General features: G+C 67.6%; 12 protein-coding genes. 5 read left to right on the top strand and 7 right to left on the bottom strand.

What is annotated here, in order from left to right; all coding sequences use genetic code 11:
• Window positions 1–320: 320 nt before the first annotated feature.
• The 5 genes from ACOJV9_RS02560 to ACOJV9_RS02540 all read left to right on the top strand — a co-directional run bounded on the left by ACOJV9_RS02560 (window position 321) and on the right by ACOJV9_RS02540 (window position 4585).
• Complete coding sequence (locus ACOJV9_RS02560; protein ID WP_420183601.1) at window positions 321–1649, top strand: AAA family ATPase; 1329 nt, start codon at window positions 321–323, stop codon at window positions 1647–1649.
• Between the two features lie 479 nt (window positions 1650–2128).
• Window positions 2129–2371 carry a WhiB family transcriptional regulator gene (locus tag ACOJV9_RS02555; RefSeq protein WP_420183600.1) on the top strand — a complete coding sequence of 81 codons (243 nt, stop codon included), beginning with the start codon at window positions 2129–2131 and terminating at the stop codon, window positions 2369–2371.
• A gap of 154 nt (window positions 2372–2525) precedes the next feature.
• On the top strand, window positions 2526–2705 hold the full coding sequence (locus ACOJV9_RS02550) for a hypothetical protein (protein WP_420183599.1): 180 nt from the start codon (window positions 2526–2528) through the stop codon (window positions 2703–2705).
• Window positions 2702–3532 carry a hypothetical protein gene (locus ACOJV9_RS02545; protein ID WP_420183598.1) on the top strand — a complete coding sequence of 277 codons (831 nt, stop codon included), beginning with the start codon at window positions 2702–2704 and terminating at the stop codon, window positions 3530–3532. The genes ACOJV9_RS02550 and ACOJV9_RS02545 overlap by 4 nt, the downstream gene beginning before the upstream one ends.
• Before the next feature lie 777 nt (window positions 3533–4309).
• Window positions 4310–4585: a hypothetical protein gene (locus ACOJV9_RS02540; RefSeq protein WP_420183597.1), complete on the top strand. Its 276-nt coding sequence runs from the start codon at window positions 4310–4312 to the stop codon at window positions 4583–4585.
• A 111-nt stretch (window positions 4586–4696) separates the two neighbouring features.
• On the opposite strand, the gene ACOJV9_RS02535 is transcribed toward ACOJV9_RS02540, so the two are convergent.
• The 7 genes from ACOJV9_RS02535 to ACOJV9_RS02505 form a co-directional block, all read right to left on the bottom strand.
• Complete coding sequence (locus tag ACOJV9_RS02535) at window positions 4697–5113, bottom strand: ANTAR domain-containing protein (RefSeq protein WP_420183596.1); 417 nt, start codon at window positions 5111–5113, stop codon at window positions 4697–4699.
• Window positions 5114–5720: 607 nt separating this feature from the next.
• A complete protein-coding gene (locus ACOJV9_RS02530; RefSeq protein WP_420183595.1) occupies window positions 5721–6512 on the bottom strand; it encodes a DUF5995 family protein in 792 nt (263 codons plus the stop codon).
• Window positions 6513–6694: 182 nt separating this feature from the next.
• Entirely contained in the window at window positions 6695–6946 is a 252-nt protein-coding gene (locus tag ACOJV9_RS02525) for a WGxxGxxG family protein (RefSeq protein ID WP_420183594.1), read from the bottom strand.
• Window positions 6947–7217: 271 nt separating this feature from the next.
• Window positions 7218–8096 carry a type II secretion system F family protein gene (locus tag ACOJV9_RS02520; protein ID WP_420183593.1) on the bottom strand — a complete coding sequence of 293 codons (879 nt, stop codon included), beginning with the start codon at window positions 8094–8096 and terminating at the stop codon, window positions 7218–7220.
• Window positions 8093–8959 (bottom strand): type II secretion system F family protein, encoded by an 867-nt coding sequence (locus tag ACOJV9_RS02515; protein ID WP_420183592.1) that lies wholly within the window; start codon window positions 8957–8959, stop codon window positions 8093–8095. Before ACOJV9_RS02515 ends, ACOJV9_RS02520 begins: the two co-directional genes overlap by 4 nt.
• Window positions 8956–10185 (bottom strand): TadA family conjugal transfer-associated ATPase, encoded by a 1230-nt coding sequence (locus ACOJV9_RS02510; protein ID WP_420183591.1) that lies wholly within the window; start codon window positions 10183–10185, stop codon window positions 8956–8958. The genes ACOJV9_RS02515 and ACOJV9_RS02510 overlap by 4 nt, the downstream gene beginning before the upstream one ends.
• 276 nt (window positions 10186–10461) lie before the next feature.
• On the bottom strand, window positions 10462–17328 hold the full coding sequence (locus tag ACOJV9_RS02505) for an OmpL47-type beta-barrel domain-containing protein (protein ID WP_420183590.1): 6867 nt from the start codon (window positions 17326–17328) through the stop codon (window positions 10462–10464).
• Window positions 17329–17712 lie beyond the last annotated feature (384 nt).

Genomic DNA, 17712 nt, shown 5'->3' with positions numbered 1-17712 from the left:
TCTACTACCGGGGCGGCATCCAAGACGTTGACCGGCGTCTCCTCGAGTGTCCCACCGAACATCGATACGCGTCCCTGGCACGCGCTCGCAGCGGCCGAGCGTGAGGCATACACGCTTGGCATGGCGGCAGGCATCGAGCGCGGATATGCCGAAGGCTGGCGAGCCGCGGACGACTACGCCGAGGCGATGCACCGGAACGCCGTGGCCGTTGTGCTCGAGATGTCTCGGCTCCCCGAGCGCGACGCAGAAGCTGACCGAGCCACAGCGATTCGCAGGGCCGAGAAGTTCGGGCAGCGCGCAGTCTTGTCAGGGGGTGCCGCATGAGCTTCTACGGCACCAACCACCCGCAGGCCGCAGATCCACTCGACGACATCAACATCGCGAAATCCACTCGCGAGGTTGTGCTAACCAGCGCCGCGACCATCAAGCCGCGACCAGTGTTCTGGCTATGGAAGGGCCGCATCGCCCTAGGCACCATCGCCCTGCTCGCCGGACGCGAAGGTCTCGGAAAGTCCACTCTCGGCTACTGGCTCGCCGCCCGCATCACACAGGGCGAGATGTTCGGACACTTTTACGGCACACCGAAGTCCGTGCTCGTGTGCGCCACCGAGGACTCATGGGAGCACACCATCGTGCCCCGACTCATGGCAGCCGGCGCCGACCTTGCACGGGTCTACCGAGTCGAAGTCGTGAATGCCTTAGACGTGCACGTCGGGCTGTCGCTCCCCCGCGACAACCATGCCCTCGAGCGGCACGCCCGAGAGGTAGACGCAGCTCTGTTGCTGCTCGACCCGCTCATGTCGCGACTCGGTGACCTCGACACCCACCGTGACGCCGAAGTGAGACAGGCCCTCGAGCCCTTGGCCGCCATCGCCGATCGCACCCGCATGGCGATCCTGGGACTCATCCACCACAACAAGAGCGGATCAGCCGACCCCCTACAGCTCGTCATGGGATCGAAGGCGTTCACCGCTGTAGCTCGGTCGGTGCACACCGTCGTGCCCGACCCCGACGACGAGAGCGACAAGCGGCGACTGTTCGGGACACCGAAGAACAACTTGGGCCGAACCGACCTGCCCACGTTTACCTTCACGATCGAATCGCATGCGATCGAAACGGATGAGGGCACCGCGTGGACCGGAAGCCTGACTTGGGGAGAGGAGCTCACCCACAGCATTGGTGACGCGATGCGCCGCGCCGCGGACGTGGGCGAGGATCGAAGTGCCGCCACTGAGGCCGCTCAGTGGCTCGAGGACTACCTAGCCATGCACGGCGGGCAAGTGCCTAGTGCCGACATCAAGAAGGCAGCCAAGGCCGCACAGATCACCGACAGTGCACTCAGAGGCGCCCGCACCAAGTTGCGCATACTGACGCCCAGCAGTGGCTTCCCGCGTATCACGTACTGGGAACTCCCCCCGGTCGTAAGCCAGTCGAGCGATCCGTCTAGGGGAGACCACACAACTAACACCACTGACACAACTCGAGGCAGTGAGTCGCAGTGGTGTCAGTCAGGTCAGTCGTGCGACGACTCACGGAGCCTTGACACCACTGACGCTGGTGGCTGCCTGGACTGTGGCGAATCACTGCCGGCGAGCACGCTTCCACTCGGCGGCACGCACCACGCCCATTGCGGGGCAGGTGCCGCATGACCCCCCGCGTGGACCGATACGGCGACCCCCTCGAGGACGACAACAACACCACCGAGACCCTGCCCACGCCAACCCGGCGCAAGCCGGAGCGCAAGGGCCGGCCGATTGGCGGACTCCCGCGGATCACCCAAGAGCTCGGCGGCAAGTGCCCCAAGTGCGGACTGTTCATCTGCGGCTGCTGCCGCTTCTGCGGCGGACGGGTGCGACCCGGATACACAGCACACCCAGTTTGTAAGCGGACCGCGCAGCCACCACCCCCCGCACCCCCGCCCACACCAGCGCCAAGGAACCGGCCCATCGCTCCATGTCTCTCTCTTGGATCAGAAAAACCCTTCGAGGCGCCTTGACCTGCTCGCATGCACCCTCTGGCACCCAACCACCACCCCGATGCTGCTCTACAGACACCCTCGTCCGCGTCGTAGCCCGCGCGGCACCCCCCGACAGGACCGCCTCACGACGCACCAGTTAGGTCGCACGACATGAAACCCGCACGACACGCCATGGACAAGGCCCTCAACGAACACCGCACCCCCTGCGGGACGGACGGTGACCGCTGGATCTCCGAGGACCGCACCACACGTGAAGCCGTCGCACCCCTGTGCAACACCTGCCCACTGCTCGACCCGTGCCGCGCCCTCGCAGTCGAGGAACGCCCGACCTGGGGTGTGTACGCCGGCACCGACTACACGAAGGACCCGAAGCCGAGAAAGGCCGCCGCATGACGCGTCCAGAGGTACTCCAGTCCATCCCCGATGACCTGCTCAACGCCGGCATGCGCCGCGCACGCCAGCTCGAGCAGTGGTGTGTGACCCGTGGACACCGCCCCACCCTCCTGCAGCTCCACCAGGAACGCGCACGACGAAAGGACGCACAGCCATGACCCTGCAATCCGACTTCGAGGAAGCCGGGCGTATCTACGCCCAACGCCTCACCGAACAGGCCGAAACCGAACGCCTCGCAGCCCTCCGCGTCGGGGCCCGCCGAGAGAACAACGCCGCAGCATTCGCCGCCGCGATCACCGAGCACGACACCGACGAAACGGAGCCCAACGCATGATCCCCGTCCAGCGCCTCACCGACATTCGCACCCTCACCGCCGCCGCAGCACGTCACGGCGTGAGCCTCCCCAAAGAGATCGCCGCTCAGGCCGAGCACCTCGAAACGCTCGAGGGCGAGCAGCGAACCCGAGCTACCCTCAACCCGGCTCAGTGCGCTTCCCAGCTCGCCGCGCACCTGGGCAACCCCGCCGCGATGACCAAGGCCCGTGCGAAGGTCGCGGCCGAGATGGCAGCAGCCGACGCTGACGCCGCTGTCACCGCACATCTGCTCGACAGGTGCGCCGCGGTCCTGCACCAGCGCATCCGGCAGTCAGGAGACGTCATCGCCGCCGCATTCGCGCCCGCCGTGTCCGACGCCCTGCACACCCTCACCGAGCAGGCGGCACGTCTGCCGCAGGCTTTCAAAGCCGACGACGCCGCCACCCTCAGCGCTGCCGAATACACCGCGTGGACCGAGGCGCGTGACGCGCACGCGCTGATCCAGTCCCTCGAAGCCCCGCTGCGGCTCCTCCACGGCACCGGCGCAAGCGACCTGCTCGCCCCTGACGCGGTGCGTGCCCTGCGCTATGTCGAACCGCCCCACTTCCACGACGTTAAGGAAGCCGGCGCATTCGCCCGCGCCCTCGCCGGCATCCGACACGCAGGCAGCTCGATCGGGCCGGTCAACCTCGACGGCGTGTTCACCCCCACCGCAGTCGCGCACCTTGGCGGCACCTTCGCGTGGGCAACACCCGCCGAGGTGACAGCGCGCGTTGAAGCGATCAACGCAGCGGCCATCCCTAAGCAGCGAGAGCGCGACGCGACACGCGCCTACGTCACGCTCTGACCCCAATGACACCGGCCCGGCATCACAGTGCCCTAATCGCTGCGGTGCCGGGTCGGGCAACACCCCTGATGTCTGAACCCTCCGCACTCAGCGGACGCCTCCCCAGCGGGGTTGGGCTGAGCGCGCGTTGGCCCCTCCCCCCACCCCGCCCACGGGGCCACCCCCTCAAGCCTTCACAGCCCGCACCTCCGGTCTAGGCGGCTTACACACACAGAGGTTGGAGGGGTGGCGACCCCACCCCACCGAACATCGCTAGCCGCCATTCCCGTATGGGCGCGATCCCTCTCCGAGGTTTTTTTCCGCAGCGCCATGAATCCGAGCCTGAGGCGCGGGTAGGCGTAAGACTAGGTCGGGCAAGTTCAAACCAGGTGCCTCTCGATCTAGGCGTCCCCGTCGGCCCTGCTCGATCAACTCGGCCGGCGGGGGCGCTGCCACCGCCGGTAGAAGGCGGGGTTAGCGCGGGGGGGTACGCCGTCAATACCGGGAACTGCGGTCGTGGAGGCGCTTTGAGGGTGGGTGGCACCGCCCACCCATGGGCATCCATTTGTTGCGTGCCGAGTAGCGGGCTCAATTTGACTTACCTGAAGCCAACCTGCAAGGTTGCTGACAACGCGCAGATGCGGCCGCTATATGCAGTCGCCGGTGACGGCCCCGAAAACGGGGGCTTCCCGAGAGTCCAGCAGCAGGCCATCGCGTGTTCGGCTGAAAAGCAGCCAACCACCCCAGACCTGTGGCGCACACACGTGCCCTGAGTCGCATCCATTGAGGATCATCATTTTGTCGAATACCAAGAACCACGGCGCCACCACCGTTACCGACCACGTCAGCGAGACGCGCCCGGCACGCAAGACCACCGAGCTGATCGCCTACGTCGTCACCGTGCTGGCTGTCCTGATCACCTCCATGATCGTGAACGACGACGGTGACAACACCGCCGACCCGTTCAGCGCCGAGCAGGCCCTCCGCTACATCACGTTCCTCACCATCGGCTACATGGTCGCGCGCGGCCTGGCCAAGTCCGGCACCCGCGGCTACGCCCGCGACAACGACTGATCTCCTCCATCATGTAGGCGCTCGTCGCCTACCTACAGTGCCCCCGTTCAATATGGAGCGGGGGCGCTGCGGCGTCCCCGAATAGCATCAAACCGTGCCCGCGTCGCCCGCCTACAGGAACGGGAGCAGGCCCACGTCACCCGTGCGGACGATGGCTTCTGCGACGAGGCGGAGCTTGACGTTCGTATTCTGACTCGCCCGTGTCAGGGTCTTGAACGCAACGTCTTCGCTGACTTTGCGGTCGGCCATCACCATGCCCACGGCAGATCCGATCAGACGGGCGGATCGCAGGGCTTGCTCGAGGTGCTCCGCATGTTCCCGGGCTAGTAGCCCTTCATGCTGCAACTCGGTGATCAGGTGTTGGTGCACATCGACGCGATCTTCCAATTGGTCGGCGCGCTCTCGCGCCATGTCGGCGCGGCCCTCGCTCACTAGGGCGCGTTCGTCGGCTCGATCAGCACGCAGCCGCAGTTCCGCTACAGCAGCCTGAACGGCCTCGCTTTCGCTCGCGGACGGTGGTTCACTCATTCGCACATTATGCAGGCGCCGGCATCCATTGCCACAGTTCACAATGCTCTAGATGTGCTGTGCCGGTGCGAGCACTGCGGCACCCTCGCCGGGCCAGAGTGGCCAACACGGCCGGAGAGGATGCCTCGACCTATGAGCGTCTTGGTTGAACCCATCGACCTACTGCCAAATGACCCACCTCGGGCGAAACCAATCCCGCACGTTGCTGGGCGGGCGTGTATGGCGCCAAGCCGTTGGGTATCCGTCTCTCATCGTCTTCCGGCTGCGCAGTGAGCCCCAGCGCACTTGTGGCTCACCGGCCATGGACAGGCTGGGCCAACCTTGGACGGCAAGCAACGCGCGTCCCGCTTCTCCACTGCCACATGAGTGGGGCGCGACCCGACTGCTCCAGACACCATCACATCAGCACCACGGCGGCCCCTGAGCAGTCAGCATCAAGGCGACGAGAGCGAGGATCAACGTCCGCACTGGGTTGTGGTGGACGTGGCGGTCGATGACCACGAAAAGCGCCACTGCGCCGCCGGCTCGCCAAGCACGAGCACGCTGGCTGCGACACCGGCTTGCCTCATAGCGGGGTACCTACCCGAATGCGCGATGGGGCAACCGACTAGGTGCCGACACCGACACCCTGATTATCGTTCGTCGGCGGCAAGGTGACCCCAAATCCTGTGATCGAAAGGCGAATCAGCACAAGCCGCGGCCAACGGAGGTTTGCGACGCGGGCGGCGCTGAGCATTTCAAGCTCACTGACACGGGCTGAAAGACAGTCAGCGCCAACAGAACGCGCACGATGCAATTCAAGTGTGTTGAGCCACACCTTTTCGCGCGCCTCCCTGAGCAATCGTCGCGCACTCCGCCGGTGCAGTGGAGTCAGCGCACGGTCGAGCAACGGACGGCCCACCCGGGCGCCGAGTTCGTGACCTTCGGCCGCAACGCGACTCGACAAGATGTCGTCGATTCTCTCGTGATCTCGGCGGCGCCGCTCGACCACGACCGGATCTTCGAACTCATGGCGCGGCATCACAGCGAGCAGCGCCTGGGGCAGGTCATAGTTGATGTGCGCGTTGATCCCCAGAAGCACGTGGATCAACGGGGGTGATGAAGCAGGAGCGTCGAAAGCTAGACGCCATGGTCGAGTGACGTGCTTGACGCCCTCCAGGTCAGCGTCCAGGGCGTCGAGATAGAAGTGGGCGAAGTGGACGACCAACGTCTCGACCCAGTGCGGGTCTTCGAACGCCGATGCCCGTATCGCTTGCCGCACCGCCGACGTGGTGCGTCGATACGTGCTCAAGAATTCGACCATGTGCTCTCGGCCGGGCGGCATGGTGTCGAGCCGGTGCTGCATGGTGCTGATCAGAGTGGCCACAGTAGGGGTGGGCTCCATGTTGGCTGCGCTCACAGGTATCCCTGAGTGTGTAGACGGCGGTTCTATTTCGGCTGGTGTTGCGGAGCCTTCTGGCTGCGCCACGAACAGGAACGGTCAGGCCGGTCGTGTCGAAAGCAAGTCACAAGGGATGGCAGCGCCTGACGAAACGACGCCCTCAGCACAAAGCCAAGGGCGTCGTTCGGTGAGCAGCGCGGTCAGCGGGTGTTCGTGTCGCGGGTGCGGGTAGTCGAGTAGTCGGGCTGGTTGTCTTTCCGCTTCTTCAAGCCGGCAAGACCCGCCAGACCAAGCAGCCCGAGAAGACCCCAGTTGCCGGAGCTGTCGTCATTCTCGGACTCCGTAGTTGTAGCAGGCGAAGGCGTTTCCGCTGCCATGTCTGCCATGGCCGAGGACGGTACGAGCAAAGCGGCACCGGTGAGGGCGGCTGCGGCGGCAAGTCGAATGCGCATGATCGATTTCCTTTTCGTTGATTGCTGTGAGGACGTAAATGAAGAGGCTACCGACAAAAAAGGCGCCAAAACGTTTCCCGCGATGGTTGATTTGTATACTTCACGGTCCGTTTTTCAGTCCATATAGTTGTCGTGCTTCCGTGCCACACCGACGCCTGGATGTCTCCGCTCAGGCGAAGTTCTGCTTGCTGGTCCATCAGTCGCTGTCTCCCTGGCGCACCTCGCGGGTGCCAAGTTATGGGTGCATCCCGACCGATTCGGTCATACCCGGCTAGTACAGGTAGACGTTGGCACTTGGGACCATCATCGCGATCTCCTTCCTGCCCCCCGCCTCCATGATCGAGCGGCGCCCTTCCTCCCGGACGTCCTGCGCCTGGGCGCGGAGGACGTCAGCGAGAGGTGTGCCGCGCTCGACGGCGATGACGATCCCGTCGACGAAGCGGGTCAGGCTGATCAGCCCGGTCCGGTCGGCCAGCCCCTGCAGCGCCACCGGCAGGTTGGCGCCCGCGCGGGCGTCGGCCAGACAGCGGCGGAGCTCGTCGGAGAGGGCGCCGTGCGAGAGACGGCAGACCCGTTCGAGCGCTCCCACGGCTCCTTCGCCCGCACCGACCGCGAGTGCGAGGAGCTCTGCGACGGTGGGGAACTCGGCGAGCATCCGCGCCTCGCGCCGGGTGGCGCGGTGGCTGAGGAACCAGTCTGCGCCCGAGATGCCGGAGATGACGCCGATGCCGGTGAGGAGCACGACGAGGAAGGGGCTCGAGCCTCGGGTGACAGCCGAGAACGTGCCGAAGGCCAGCATGCCCACGCCACCGGCGACGCCCCAGAGGACCTGCTGGGCCCGGAAGCGGTCGACGTCCTGGGCGAGCCCGGCCCGGAGCAGCCGCCGTCTCACGGAGGGCGTTCCTCCCATGACGCGCTCGACGTGCTGGGCCAGCTCACGAACGACGGGCGAGAACAGGCTCGCGAGCGCTCCCCGCGTGGCGACGTCACCGGCGAGCAGGCTCGAAGGACGTGGCGTGTCCTTGAGGTAGGGAAGGACGCGGTCGGCCAGGCCCGGTTGTCGGTGCCGAGGCAGGCCGACCCAGATGAGCATCAGTCCCGCGCCGACGAGGAGCCCCAGCACCGCCCCGGACCGCACGAGGGTGGTCATCGCAGGACCCGCTCGTCCTCGGGCAGGCGCCCGATCCGCATCATCAGCCAGTACGCAACTCCGGTCACGACCGCTCCGAACAGCAGCACCAGCGCCCCCGTGGTGGACGAGTACGCCTGCACGGACTCCGGCCTGCTCGACAGCATGGCAAGAACCACCCAGGGGGCAGCGACCGCCAACCGGGCCGCATTCACCGTCCAGGCCTGTCGGGTCTCGAGCTCGGCCCGGGTGCGGGAGTCCTCCCGGAGGAACACCGACAGGGTGCGCAGGAGCCGGCCGAGGTCGCTCCCACCCACCTCGCGGGCGATGCGCAGCGACTCGATGAGGCGGTCCGCGACCGGGTCGCTGAGCCGCTCCTTGAGCCGGTCGAGGCAGTCGTGGAAGCGCCCGGTGATCCGGTAGTCCTGGGCGAAGGCGGCGAAGGCCGGACGGAGCTCCTCGGGTCCACGGTGGCCGAGCTGCGAGACGGCTTCGGGAAGCGACATCCCGGCCCTCACCGCGGACGTGATGTTGTCGACAGCATCGGGCCAGAGGTCGCGCAGACGCGATCGCCGCCGCCGAGCGCGCAGCCGAACGTATGCATACGGCCCCCAGGCGGCCATCACCGCGAAGCAGAAGCTGATCGCCGGGACACCCACGACGGCATACACAAGGAGCAGGACGAGAAGGAAGGCTGCGACGCAGCCGACGAGCAGCGCCCGCGGCGTCACTGACGCGAAGCCGGCCTGGACGAGGTCGTCGCGCAGGGCCCGGACCAGCGCGGGAGGTTCACTCTGACGCGTCACTGCCTCGCGCGCCCAGAAGCTCCACCAGATGAGGAACAGGCCGGTGCCGAACATCAACCCGATGACGACGCCGGTCACGTCGCTCCCTGCGTGAGGAGAGCCGGCAGGTCGTAGCCGGCTCGTTCGAACCGGTCACGGTGCGGCGGGTACCCGTCCGCCCTCACCAGCTCGCCACGTCGCTGGACGAACAGGTCGGCGATCTCGACCACGTCACCCTCGACCCGCCCCGGCACCGCCGCGATCTCACGCACCCGACGCGTGCCGTCACGTTCGAGTGCCGCGTGGACGACGATGTCGATCGAGCCGGCGACGGTGGGGACCACGAACCGGGAGCCGACGTTCTCCCCCGCGAGCAGGGGAAGAGTGCACATCTTCGTGATCGCCTCGCGAGCGCTGTTGGCATGGATGGTGCACATGCCGGGCAGTCCGGAGTTCAGTGCGATGAGCAGGTCCAGGCTCTCGGCCTGCCGCACCTCGCCGACGATGATCCGGGAGGGCCGCATCCGCAGCGCCTCCTTGACGAGCCGACGCAGGGGCACCTCGCCCGTGCCCTCGAGCGACGGCTGGCGGCACTGCATCGATGCGACGTCCCGCAGGGGAATCTTGAGCTCGAAGACCTCCTCACAGGTGACCACCCGCTCCCTCGCCGGGATCGCGGCTGCCAGGCAGTTCAACATGGTCGTCTTCCCTGCCTGCGTCCCCCCGGCGACGAGGACGTTCAGGCCCGAGGCCACCGCGGCCTCGAGGAAGGTCGCCGCCTGACGGGTCAGCGTGCCGAGCCGGACGAGGTCGTCGAGGCTGTCAGCCTTGACGATGAACTTGCGGACGTTGACGTGCCAGTGCTCCCGCGTGATGTCCGGGATGACGACGTGCAGGCGGGACCCGTCCGGCAGGACCGCGTCGACGAACGGGCTGGAGAGGTCGACGCGGCGGCCGGACGACTTGAGCATGCGTTCGACGAGGTCGCGGACCTCGTCGCTGGTGAGCAACGTCGTGGTCAGCTCGGCGACACCGCCGCGGGCGATGAACACACGGGTCGGCTCGTTGATCCAGATCTCTTCCACGGTCGGGTCGTCGAAGTACTGCTGCAACGGACCGAAGCCGGCAACCGAGTCCCACACCGACTTCTCGGCCCTGGCCACGTCGCCGAGCACCGGCATACCGCCGTGCATGGACCGCTGGTCGTAATCGGCCACGGCGTCGCGCACGAGCCGCTGCACCGCGCTCGGTTCGCGCGCCGGGTCCAGTCCGGAGCGGCGGATCAGCTCACGGACCTCGGCCTCCACCGTTCGGACCGCGTCCATGTCTCCCCCTCCTTCTCATCGCGCCCCGTTGCGAGCTCCCGTCCCGCTGGTGCACCGCCGTCCTCATCGAAGCAGAAATCCGGCCCTCAGCCGCCGAGTTGTCCACAGCCCCCAGCGAGGCGCCGACCGGGCCACGATAGCCAGACAGCGGGACGCCTGTCGCGGCGAAGGCCGGCCCTCCAGGCCTCGGGTGGGATGGCACACGACCGGGACGGCTGACAGATGACGCGGCCCCACACCTCGGGGAGGTGTGGGGCCGCGTCGTGGATCAGGCGGTCACCGCAGGGCGATGTTGACGTAGTACGTCTTGCCGTCGTCGAGGGCGACTCCGACCCGCCAGTAGTAACCGGACATCGACTTCTCGGTCTTCCAGTTGTACTGGTACTGCGTCCCGCTGAGGGCGTAAGTGCCGCCGACGGTCGGCGTGGCGGTGTATGCCGCCTCGTTGACAGCCGCGCTTGTGGCACCGCCCTTGACGGGAGTGTGCCACTTCGGGGCGGTGGCGGCCTGGATGACCTGACCCGCCGCGTTGCGCAGTTCGAACTTCATCGGGATGGTCTGGCCGGCGTTGAAGACGCTGGTCGCGACGCCCGTCTGGTGGGCGGTGTCGTTGACCGGCTGGAGGAACAGCGTCGTCCCGAAGCCGTAGACCACCGTGTAGCTCACCGTGGCGGTGCTGGTGTTGCCGGCCTTGTCCGTCGCGGTCACCGTGTAAGTGAACGATCCGACGCCGTTGGTGCCCCCGGTCACGGTTCCCGCCGCCGGGGCGGCCAGACCGCTGGTGGCATCAGTGGCCGAGGCCGTCGGGATCGGGACGTTCCCGATCGTGTACTGGGCGCCGTTGGTGACGCCGCCGATGGACACGATCGGTGCGACGGTGTCGACGTTGATGCCGCCGACTGTCGTGGTGCCCTTGTTGCCAGCGTTGTCGACCGCGGTCCCGGTCGCGGTGTTCGCTCCCTGGTCCGCGACCGTGACGGGCGGCTGACAGCTGACGATGCCACTGACGGCGTCGCCGCAGGTGAACACGACGGTGACGGGAGCCTTGTACCAACCGGCCGGGTTGGGGTCGGTCGTGGCCTTGCCGGTGATCGTCGGCGCCGTCTTGTCCACGAGCACTGTGACCGTCTGCTTGGCCTCGGCGTTACCGGCCTCGTCCACGCTCCAGTAGGCGACCTGGTGGGTCCCCTCAGCGGTGACGGACACCGTGGTTCCGGTCTCGGCAGCGCCTCCGTCGACCGCGTAGTGGGTGCTCGCGACACCGGACAGGTTGTCGGTGGCGGACAGCTCCACGGTGACGTCGCTACTCTGCCAGGCGCTGGGTGCAGTGGCCTTGGTGGCCGGGGCGGTGCGGTCGATCCTGATGCCGCCGACGGTGGCGCCCGTGGTGTTGCCCGCCTTGTCGCTCACGGAGGTTCCAGCTGAGAGGTCGTCCCCCTCACCGGTGATGGTGCTGTCGGCGGGGGTGGCACCGTCGAGGCCCGAGAGGGTGTCCTTGGCGGTCCACTTCACTGTGACGTCACCGCGGTACCAGCCATTGCCGTTCGCTGCCGTGGTGGCTGCGCCGCTCAGGGTGGGGTCGGTCTTGTCGACATTGACGCCGGTGATGCCGTAGGCGTCGCTGGCGTTGTCCGCGGCGTCGGTGGCGGTGCCGCCGGCGCTCTGGCCAGCGCCCTCGCCGAACGTCTTCCCGGCCGGGCAGGAGAGGACTCCGGAGAGTCCGACCTGGTCGGCGCAGGTGAACGTCGCGGTGACGTCCGCCTTGAACCAGCCGTTGGCGTTGGCGTCGGCCGACAGGCTGCCGCTGACCGTCGGCTTCGTCTTGTCGACGTTGACCGTCGTCTCGTCCGTGGCGCTGTTGCCGGCGTTGTCGGTCGCCGTGCCCTGGACCTTCTGCGCGCCGCCCTCACCTTTCGTGACGGGTGCGGTGCAGGAGGCAATGCCCGAGCCGGCGTCGGTGCACGTGAAGGTCACCGTCACGTCGCTGTTGTTCCAGCTCCGCGAGTTGGCGGCCGGAGCCTGGGTGTGGCTGATGCCGGGTGCGGTCTTGTCGATCTTCACCTCGATGTTCTTCTGGGATTCGACGTTGCCGGCGACGTCGACGCTCCACACCTGGAGCGTGTGCACGCCCTCGGTGTCGATACTGATGCTCGTGCCCGCCTTCGCAGGCTCCTGGTCGAGCTGGTAGTACGTGTTGGCGATCCCGGAGAGGTTGTCACCAGCGGTCAGCTCGACCGTGACGGCGCTGTTGCTCCAGTCGGAGACGTCCGAGACCGTGGTCGTCGGCGCGGTCCGGTCGATCTTCACCGGGGCGCTCTTGGCCGAGATCTCGTTGCCGGCGAGGTCGCGGACAGAGGTACCGGCCGTCAGGCCCGTCCCCTCGCCGTCGACCGTGCTGTCCCCGGGTGCTGCGCCGTCGATACCCGAGAGGGCGTCGCCGGCGACCCACCGGACGGTGACGTCGTCCTTGTACCAGCCGTCCGTGTTCGGGTCGGTGGCGGCAGCACCGCTCAGCGTCGGCGCAGTCTTGTCGACGTTGATCGGGCCGACCGTGACGTCATCGGTGTTGCCGGCGCTGTCGGTGGCCGTGCCCTTGGCCGACTGGCCCTCAGCCTCGCCGAGCGTCTTCGGCGACGGGCAGTTCGCGATGCCGGACAGGGCGTCGTCGCAGGTGAAGCTCACCGTGACGTCACCGGCATACCAGCCGTTGGTGTTGGCGGCACGATCGGGTGCGCCGGTGATCGTCGGCTTGACGGTGTCGATGCTGACCTTGGCGTCGACGCGCTGGCTGTTGCCTGCGTTGTCGACGGCGGTGCCGGGCACCGCCTGGTCCGCACCGTGGGTGGTCACCTCGACCGGGTCCGAGCAGGTGGCGACTCCGGACAGGTCGTCATCGCACTGGTAGGCGACGGTGACCGCGGACTTGTTCCAACCCTTGGCGTTGGGCGCGGGGGTAACGGCGTGCCCGATGGTGGGCTTGGTGAGGTCAATTCTCACCGTGGCGGTCTTGGCCGGCTCCACGTTGCCGGCCTTGTCGACACTCCAGTAGGCCAGCGTGTGGACTCCTTGGGTGCTGATGGTGAGGGACATGCCCTTGACCGGGTCGGCGGTGCCGACCCTGTAGTAGGTCGCGTCGACGCCGGACAGGCCGTCTGCCGGGGCCAGGCTGACCGTGACGCTGGTGTTGTTCCAGCCGGCCGGTGCGTCGGCACCCGTGGTGGGAGCCGTCCGGTCGATATTGACGGCAGCGCTGTCGGCGGTGGTGCTGTTGCCCGCCTTGTCGCTCACCGTGGCGGTGTCCTTCAGGCCGGATCCTTCACCGATGATGGTGCTGTTCGCGGGCACCGTGACCACGCCTGAGCGGTCGTCGTCGGCTGTCCAGCCGATGGTGACGTCGCCCTTGTACCAGCCGTTGCTGTTCGCGGCCGTGGCGGGCTTGCCGCTCAGGGTCGGTGCGGTCTGATCGACGTTGATGCCACCGACCGTGGTGCTGGCGGAGTTGCCGGCGGCGTCGACCGCGGTGCCCTCGAGGGACTGGTCGGTGCCCTCACCGAACGTCCTGTCGGCGGTGACGCTGTCGATGCCAGACAGCGTGTCGTCGCCGTCGAAGGAGACCATGACGTCGGTGTTGTTCCAGCCAAAGCCGTTGGCCGCGGGGGTGCGGCTGCCGGTGATGGTCGGCTTGGTCCGGTCCAGGCTGACCGTGGCGGAGTTCGTCGAGGTGTTGCCGGCCTTGTCGGTGGCGGTGCCGGGAACCGGCTGGTCTTGGCCCTCGGTCGTGACCGTCTGGGGCGCCGTGCAGCTGGCGATCCCCGAGAGGTCGGTCTGGTCGTCGCAGGTGAAGGTCACCGTGACGTCGCTGTTGTTCCAGCCGTTGGAGTTGGCCCTCGGGTCGAGGCTGTGCGTGATGGTCGGGTCGCTCTTGTCGATCTCGACCGTCACGGTCTTCGTGGCCTCGCGGTTGCCCGCACGGTCACCCGAGGAGTACTCGATCGTGTGGGTGCCCTCACTGGTCAGCGTCACCGACGTGCCGATGGTGTCGGAACCGCCGTTGAGCTGGTAGTGGGTGGAACTCACTCCGGACAGCGCGTCGAAGGCGGTGAACTCGACGGTCGCGCTCGCGTTGACCCAGCCGGTCGGGGCGGAGACGTCGGTGCGGGGGGCGGTCTTGTCGATCCGGACCGGCGCACTTGTAGCGCTCCGCGTGTTGCCGGCCTTGTCCGTGACGGACGCAGAGGCGCTCTTGCCCTCTCCCTCGGTGGACAGCACCGAGTCGGCGGGCGCGGGGCCGGCGAGACCGGAGAGCACGTCGTCGGCAGACCAGTCCAGCGTGACGTCCGAGCTGTACCAGCCGTTCTCGTTGGGAGTCGTCGTCGGCGCCGCGGCCAGCGTCGGCATGGTCTTGTCGACGTTGATACCCGTGACGGACGTCGAGGCGCTGTTGCCCGCGTTGTCGGTGGCGGTGCCAGCAACACTCTGCGCCTGGCCCTCACCGAGTGTCTGAGGACCGGTCACGGCGTGGATCCCCGACAGGGTGTCCTTGGCGTCGAACGAGACGGTGACGTCGTCCTTGTACCAACCGGCCTCGTTGGCCGACCGGTCGGGAGCCCCGGTGATGGTCGGGAGGGTCTTGTCGATGTTGACGGTGGCGGTGCCGGTGAGGCTGTTGCCGGCATTGTCGCTCGCCGCGCCCGTGACCTTCTGGGCCTTGCCCTCGGTCGTCACCGTCTGGGGTCCGGTGCAGGTGGCGAGGCCGGACAGGTCCGTCTGGTCGGTGCAGGAGAAGCTGACCGAGACGTCCGTGTTGTTCCAGCCCTTCGCGTTCTGCTCCGGCGACTGGCTCGGGGTGATGCTCGGCGACGAGAGGTCCAGCCGGACGGTGAAGGACTTGGCATTCTCGGTGTTGCCGGCACCGTCGACCGACCAGTAGGTCACCTCGTGCACGCCCTCGGTGGCGACCGTGACGGTGTCGCCCCTGGTCGGGGTGCTCGCCCCGTCGATGACGAAGTAGGTGGTGTCGACGTCGGAGAGGTTGTCCGTGCCGTGCAGGCCGACGGTCACCGGAGCGTTGACCCAGCCACCCGGAACGCCGATGGGTGCGGTCGTGGGCGCCGTGCGGTCGATCCTGATCCCGTCGAGCGTGGCGGTCGCGGTGTGACCGGCCTTGTCGGTCACGGACGCGGAGGCCGAGCGGTCGCTGCCCTCGCCGCCCACGACGGAGTCGGCCGGGCAGGCCACCACGCCGGAGAGGTTGTCGTCGCACGTCCACGTGACCGTGACGTCCCCGGTGAACCAGCCGTTCGCGTTGGGCGCGCCGACGACCTTGCCCGAGATGGTGGGGGCGGTCTTGTCGACGCTGACCTTCGACGTCGTCACAGAGCTGCTGTTGCCGGCGGCGTCGCTGGCGGCGGCGGTGGCGGTCTGGGCCTCGCCCTCACCGAAGGTGTGGGCGGTGTCCTGAGTCTTGACGCCGGACAGCGCGTCCGTCGCGGTGAAGGTCGCCGTGACGTCGTCCTGGTACCAACCGTTGGCGTTCGGCGCCGGAAGGGCGTCGACCGTGATGACCGGCTTGGTCTTGTCGATGCTCACCGACGCCGGGTCAGTGGCCGAGTTCCCGGCGTTGTCCTCGACGGTGCCGGTGACGACCTGGGACCTGCCCTCGGTCGCCACGGTCTGCGGACCGGTGCAGCTCGCCACGCCGGAGAGCGCGTCCGAGCAGGTGAAGGTGACGGTGACGTTCTCGTTGTTCCAGCCGTCGGCGTTGGCGGCCGGGCTCTGGGTGTGGCCGATCGTGGGCGACGTCTTGTCGATGCCGAAGGAGACGGTCCGCGCGGCCTCAGTGTTGCCGGCCTTGTCGGTGCTCCAGAAGCTCAGGGTGTGGTTGCCCTCGGCGGTCACCGGCACGCTGGTACCTGCGACCGGCTCGGCCCCGTCGAGCCGGTACCAGGTCTTGTCGACACCGGAGAGACCGTCGTTCGGCACGAGGGTCAGGGTGAGGTCGGACCGGTTCCAGGCCGGCGGCGCCGTGACGGTTGTGTGCGGGGCGGTGCGGTCGATCCTGACCGCGGCGCTCTCGACGGATCCGCTGGTGTTGCCCGCCTTGTCGGTGGCCGTGGCGCTCGAGGTCAGGTTCGTACCCTCGCCCGCGACGGTCGTGTTCGCCGGGTTCGTGGTGCCGGACAGGGCGTCGGCTGCCGTCCAGGCAACGGTCACGTCGCCCTTGTACCAGCCGGCCGCGTTGGGGTCCGTGGTCGGCGTGCCGGACAGCGTCGGCGCGACCTTGTCGATGTTGATGCCGCCGACGGTGGTGCTCGCGATGTTGTCGGCGTTGTCGGTGACCGAGCCGGTGACCGACTGGTTGGCCGCGCTGCTGCTGAGCGTCGTCGGCACGCTGGAGCTCTTGACGCCAGAGGTCGCGTCAGCCGGCGCGAACGACACCGTGACGTCGGTGTTGTTCCAACCGTTCGCGTTGGCCGCCGGGGTGCGGGAGCCGGTGATGGTCGGCGCCGTCTTGTCGAGCCTGACGGTGACCGGGGCGCTCGTGGCCGTGTTGCCCACGTTGTCGGTGACCACGGTGGTCCTGGTGACCGTCCCGTCGGCCGTGACGGTGTCGGTGGCCGGGGCGACGCTCTGGTGGCCCGAGCCTCCGATGTCGGATCCCGTCCACGTGACCGTGACGTCACTCTTGTTCCAGCCGGCGCCGTTCGGGGCGGGCGTCAGCGCACCGGTTGCCGTCGGCGCTGTGTTGTCCAGCGTGTAGGCGGCGGCCTGGACGCCGAAGGTCTCGTTCTGGTTCGCGACGCACTTGCCATTTCCGTTGACGTTGCGCCACGCCATCGTCGTGTACTGCACCGCCCCGCTGCCGGTGCCGGCCGTGAGCCACGGGTAAGCCGAGCCACTGAAGCTCCACGTCGCGCTGTTGCCGCCACTCTTGATGGCGACGATGTTGCCGTTCCCGTCGATGACCTCGACACAGCGGGTGTTGCCGTCGGTGTTCACGGTCAGGGTCAGCGCCGCGCCCTGCTTGGCGTACACGGTGCCGTTGGCGGCGGTGAACGTGCCAGCCCCCCCACTGAACACCGCACTCGTCACCGACGCCGCCTGCGCCGCCGGGACCCCCGCCCCGAGGCCGGCGACGGCCATGGCCGACGCCACAACGGCGGCAGAAATGCGCCTGCGGTTCGACACGGTGCGAGGGGCAGAGGAGCGCAGCGGTGTTGACGGCATGGAATCTTCTCCTGGCAGGGGCGTCGAGCGATCAGGCCAAGAGAACAGCTCGCTGGCGAGGCGCGTACTCCAAACGGTGAAACCAGTGGCTACCAGAGGTCGCCATTCAGAGATTTCATCCCAACGGGTCATGTCAACCTGGTCACCTTGATGACCGACGCGCCCTCCCGTGGTCCTGCCACCTCGCTGACCTGCAAGTTTCCCGACCACCTCCGCGGTGGTCACCGGTCACCTCCACGACGACGGAGGGATGGCTCGGTCCTCGATCGCCTCAGCCGATCCGAACTGTCCTAGGTTGGA

It is taken from the genome of Knoellia terrae (genome assembly GCF_048606435.1).
GTDB lineage: Bacteria > Actinomycetota > Actinomycetes > Actinomycetales > Dermatophilaceae > Knoellia > Knoellia terrae.
The sequence above is the reverse complement of the archived record's forward strand: the minus strand, read 5'-3'. Positions and strand labels throughout refer to the sequence as shown.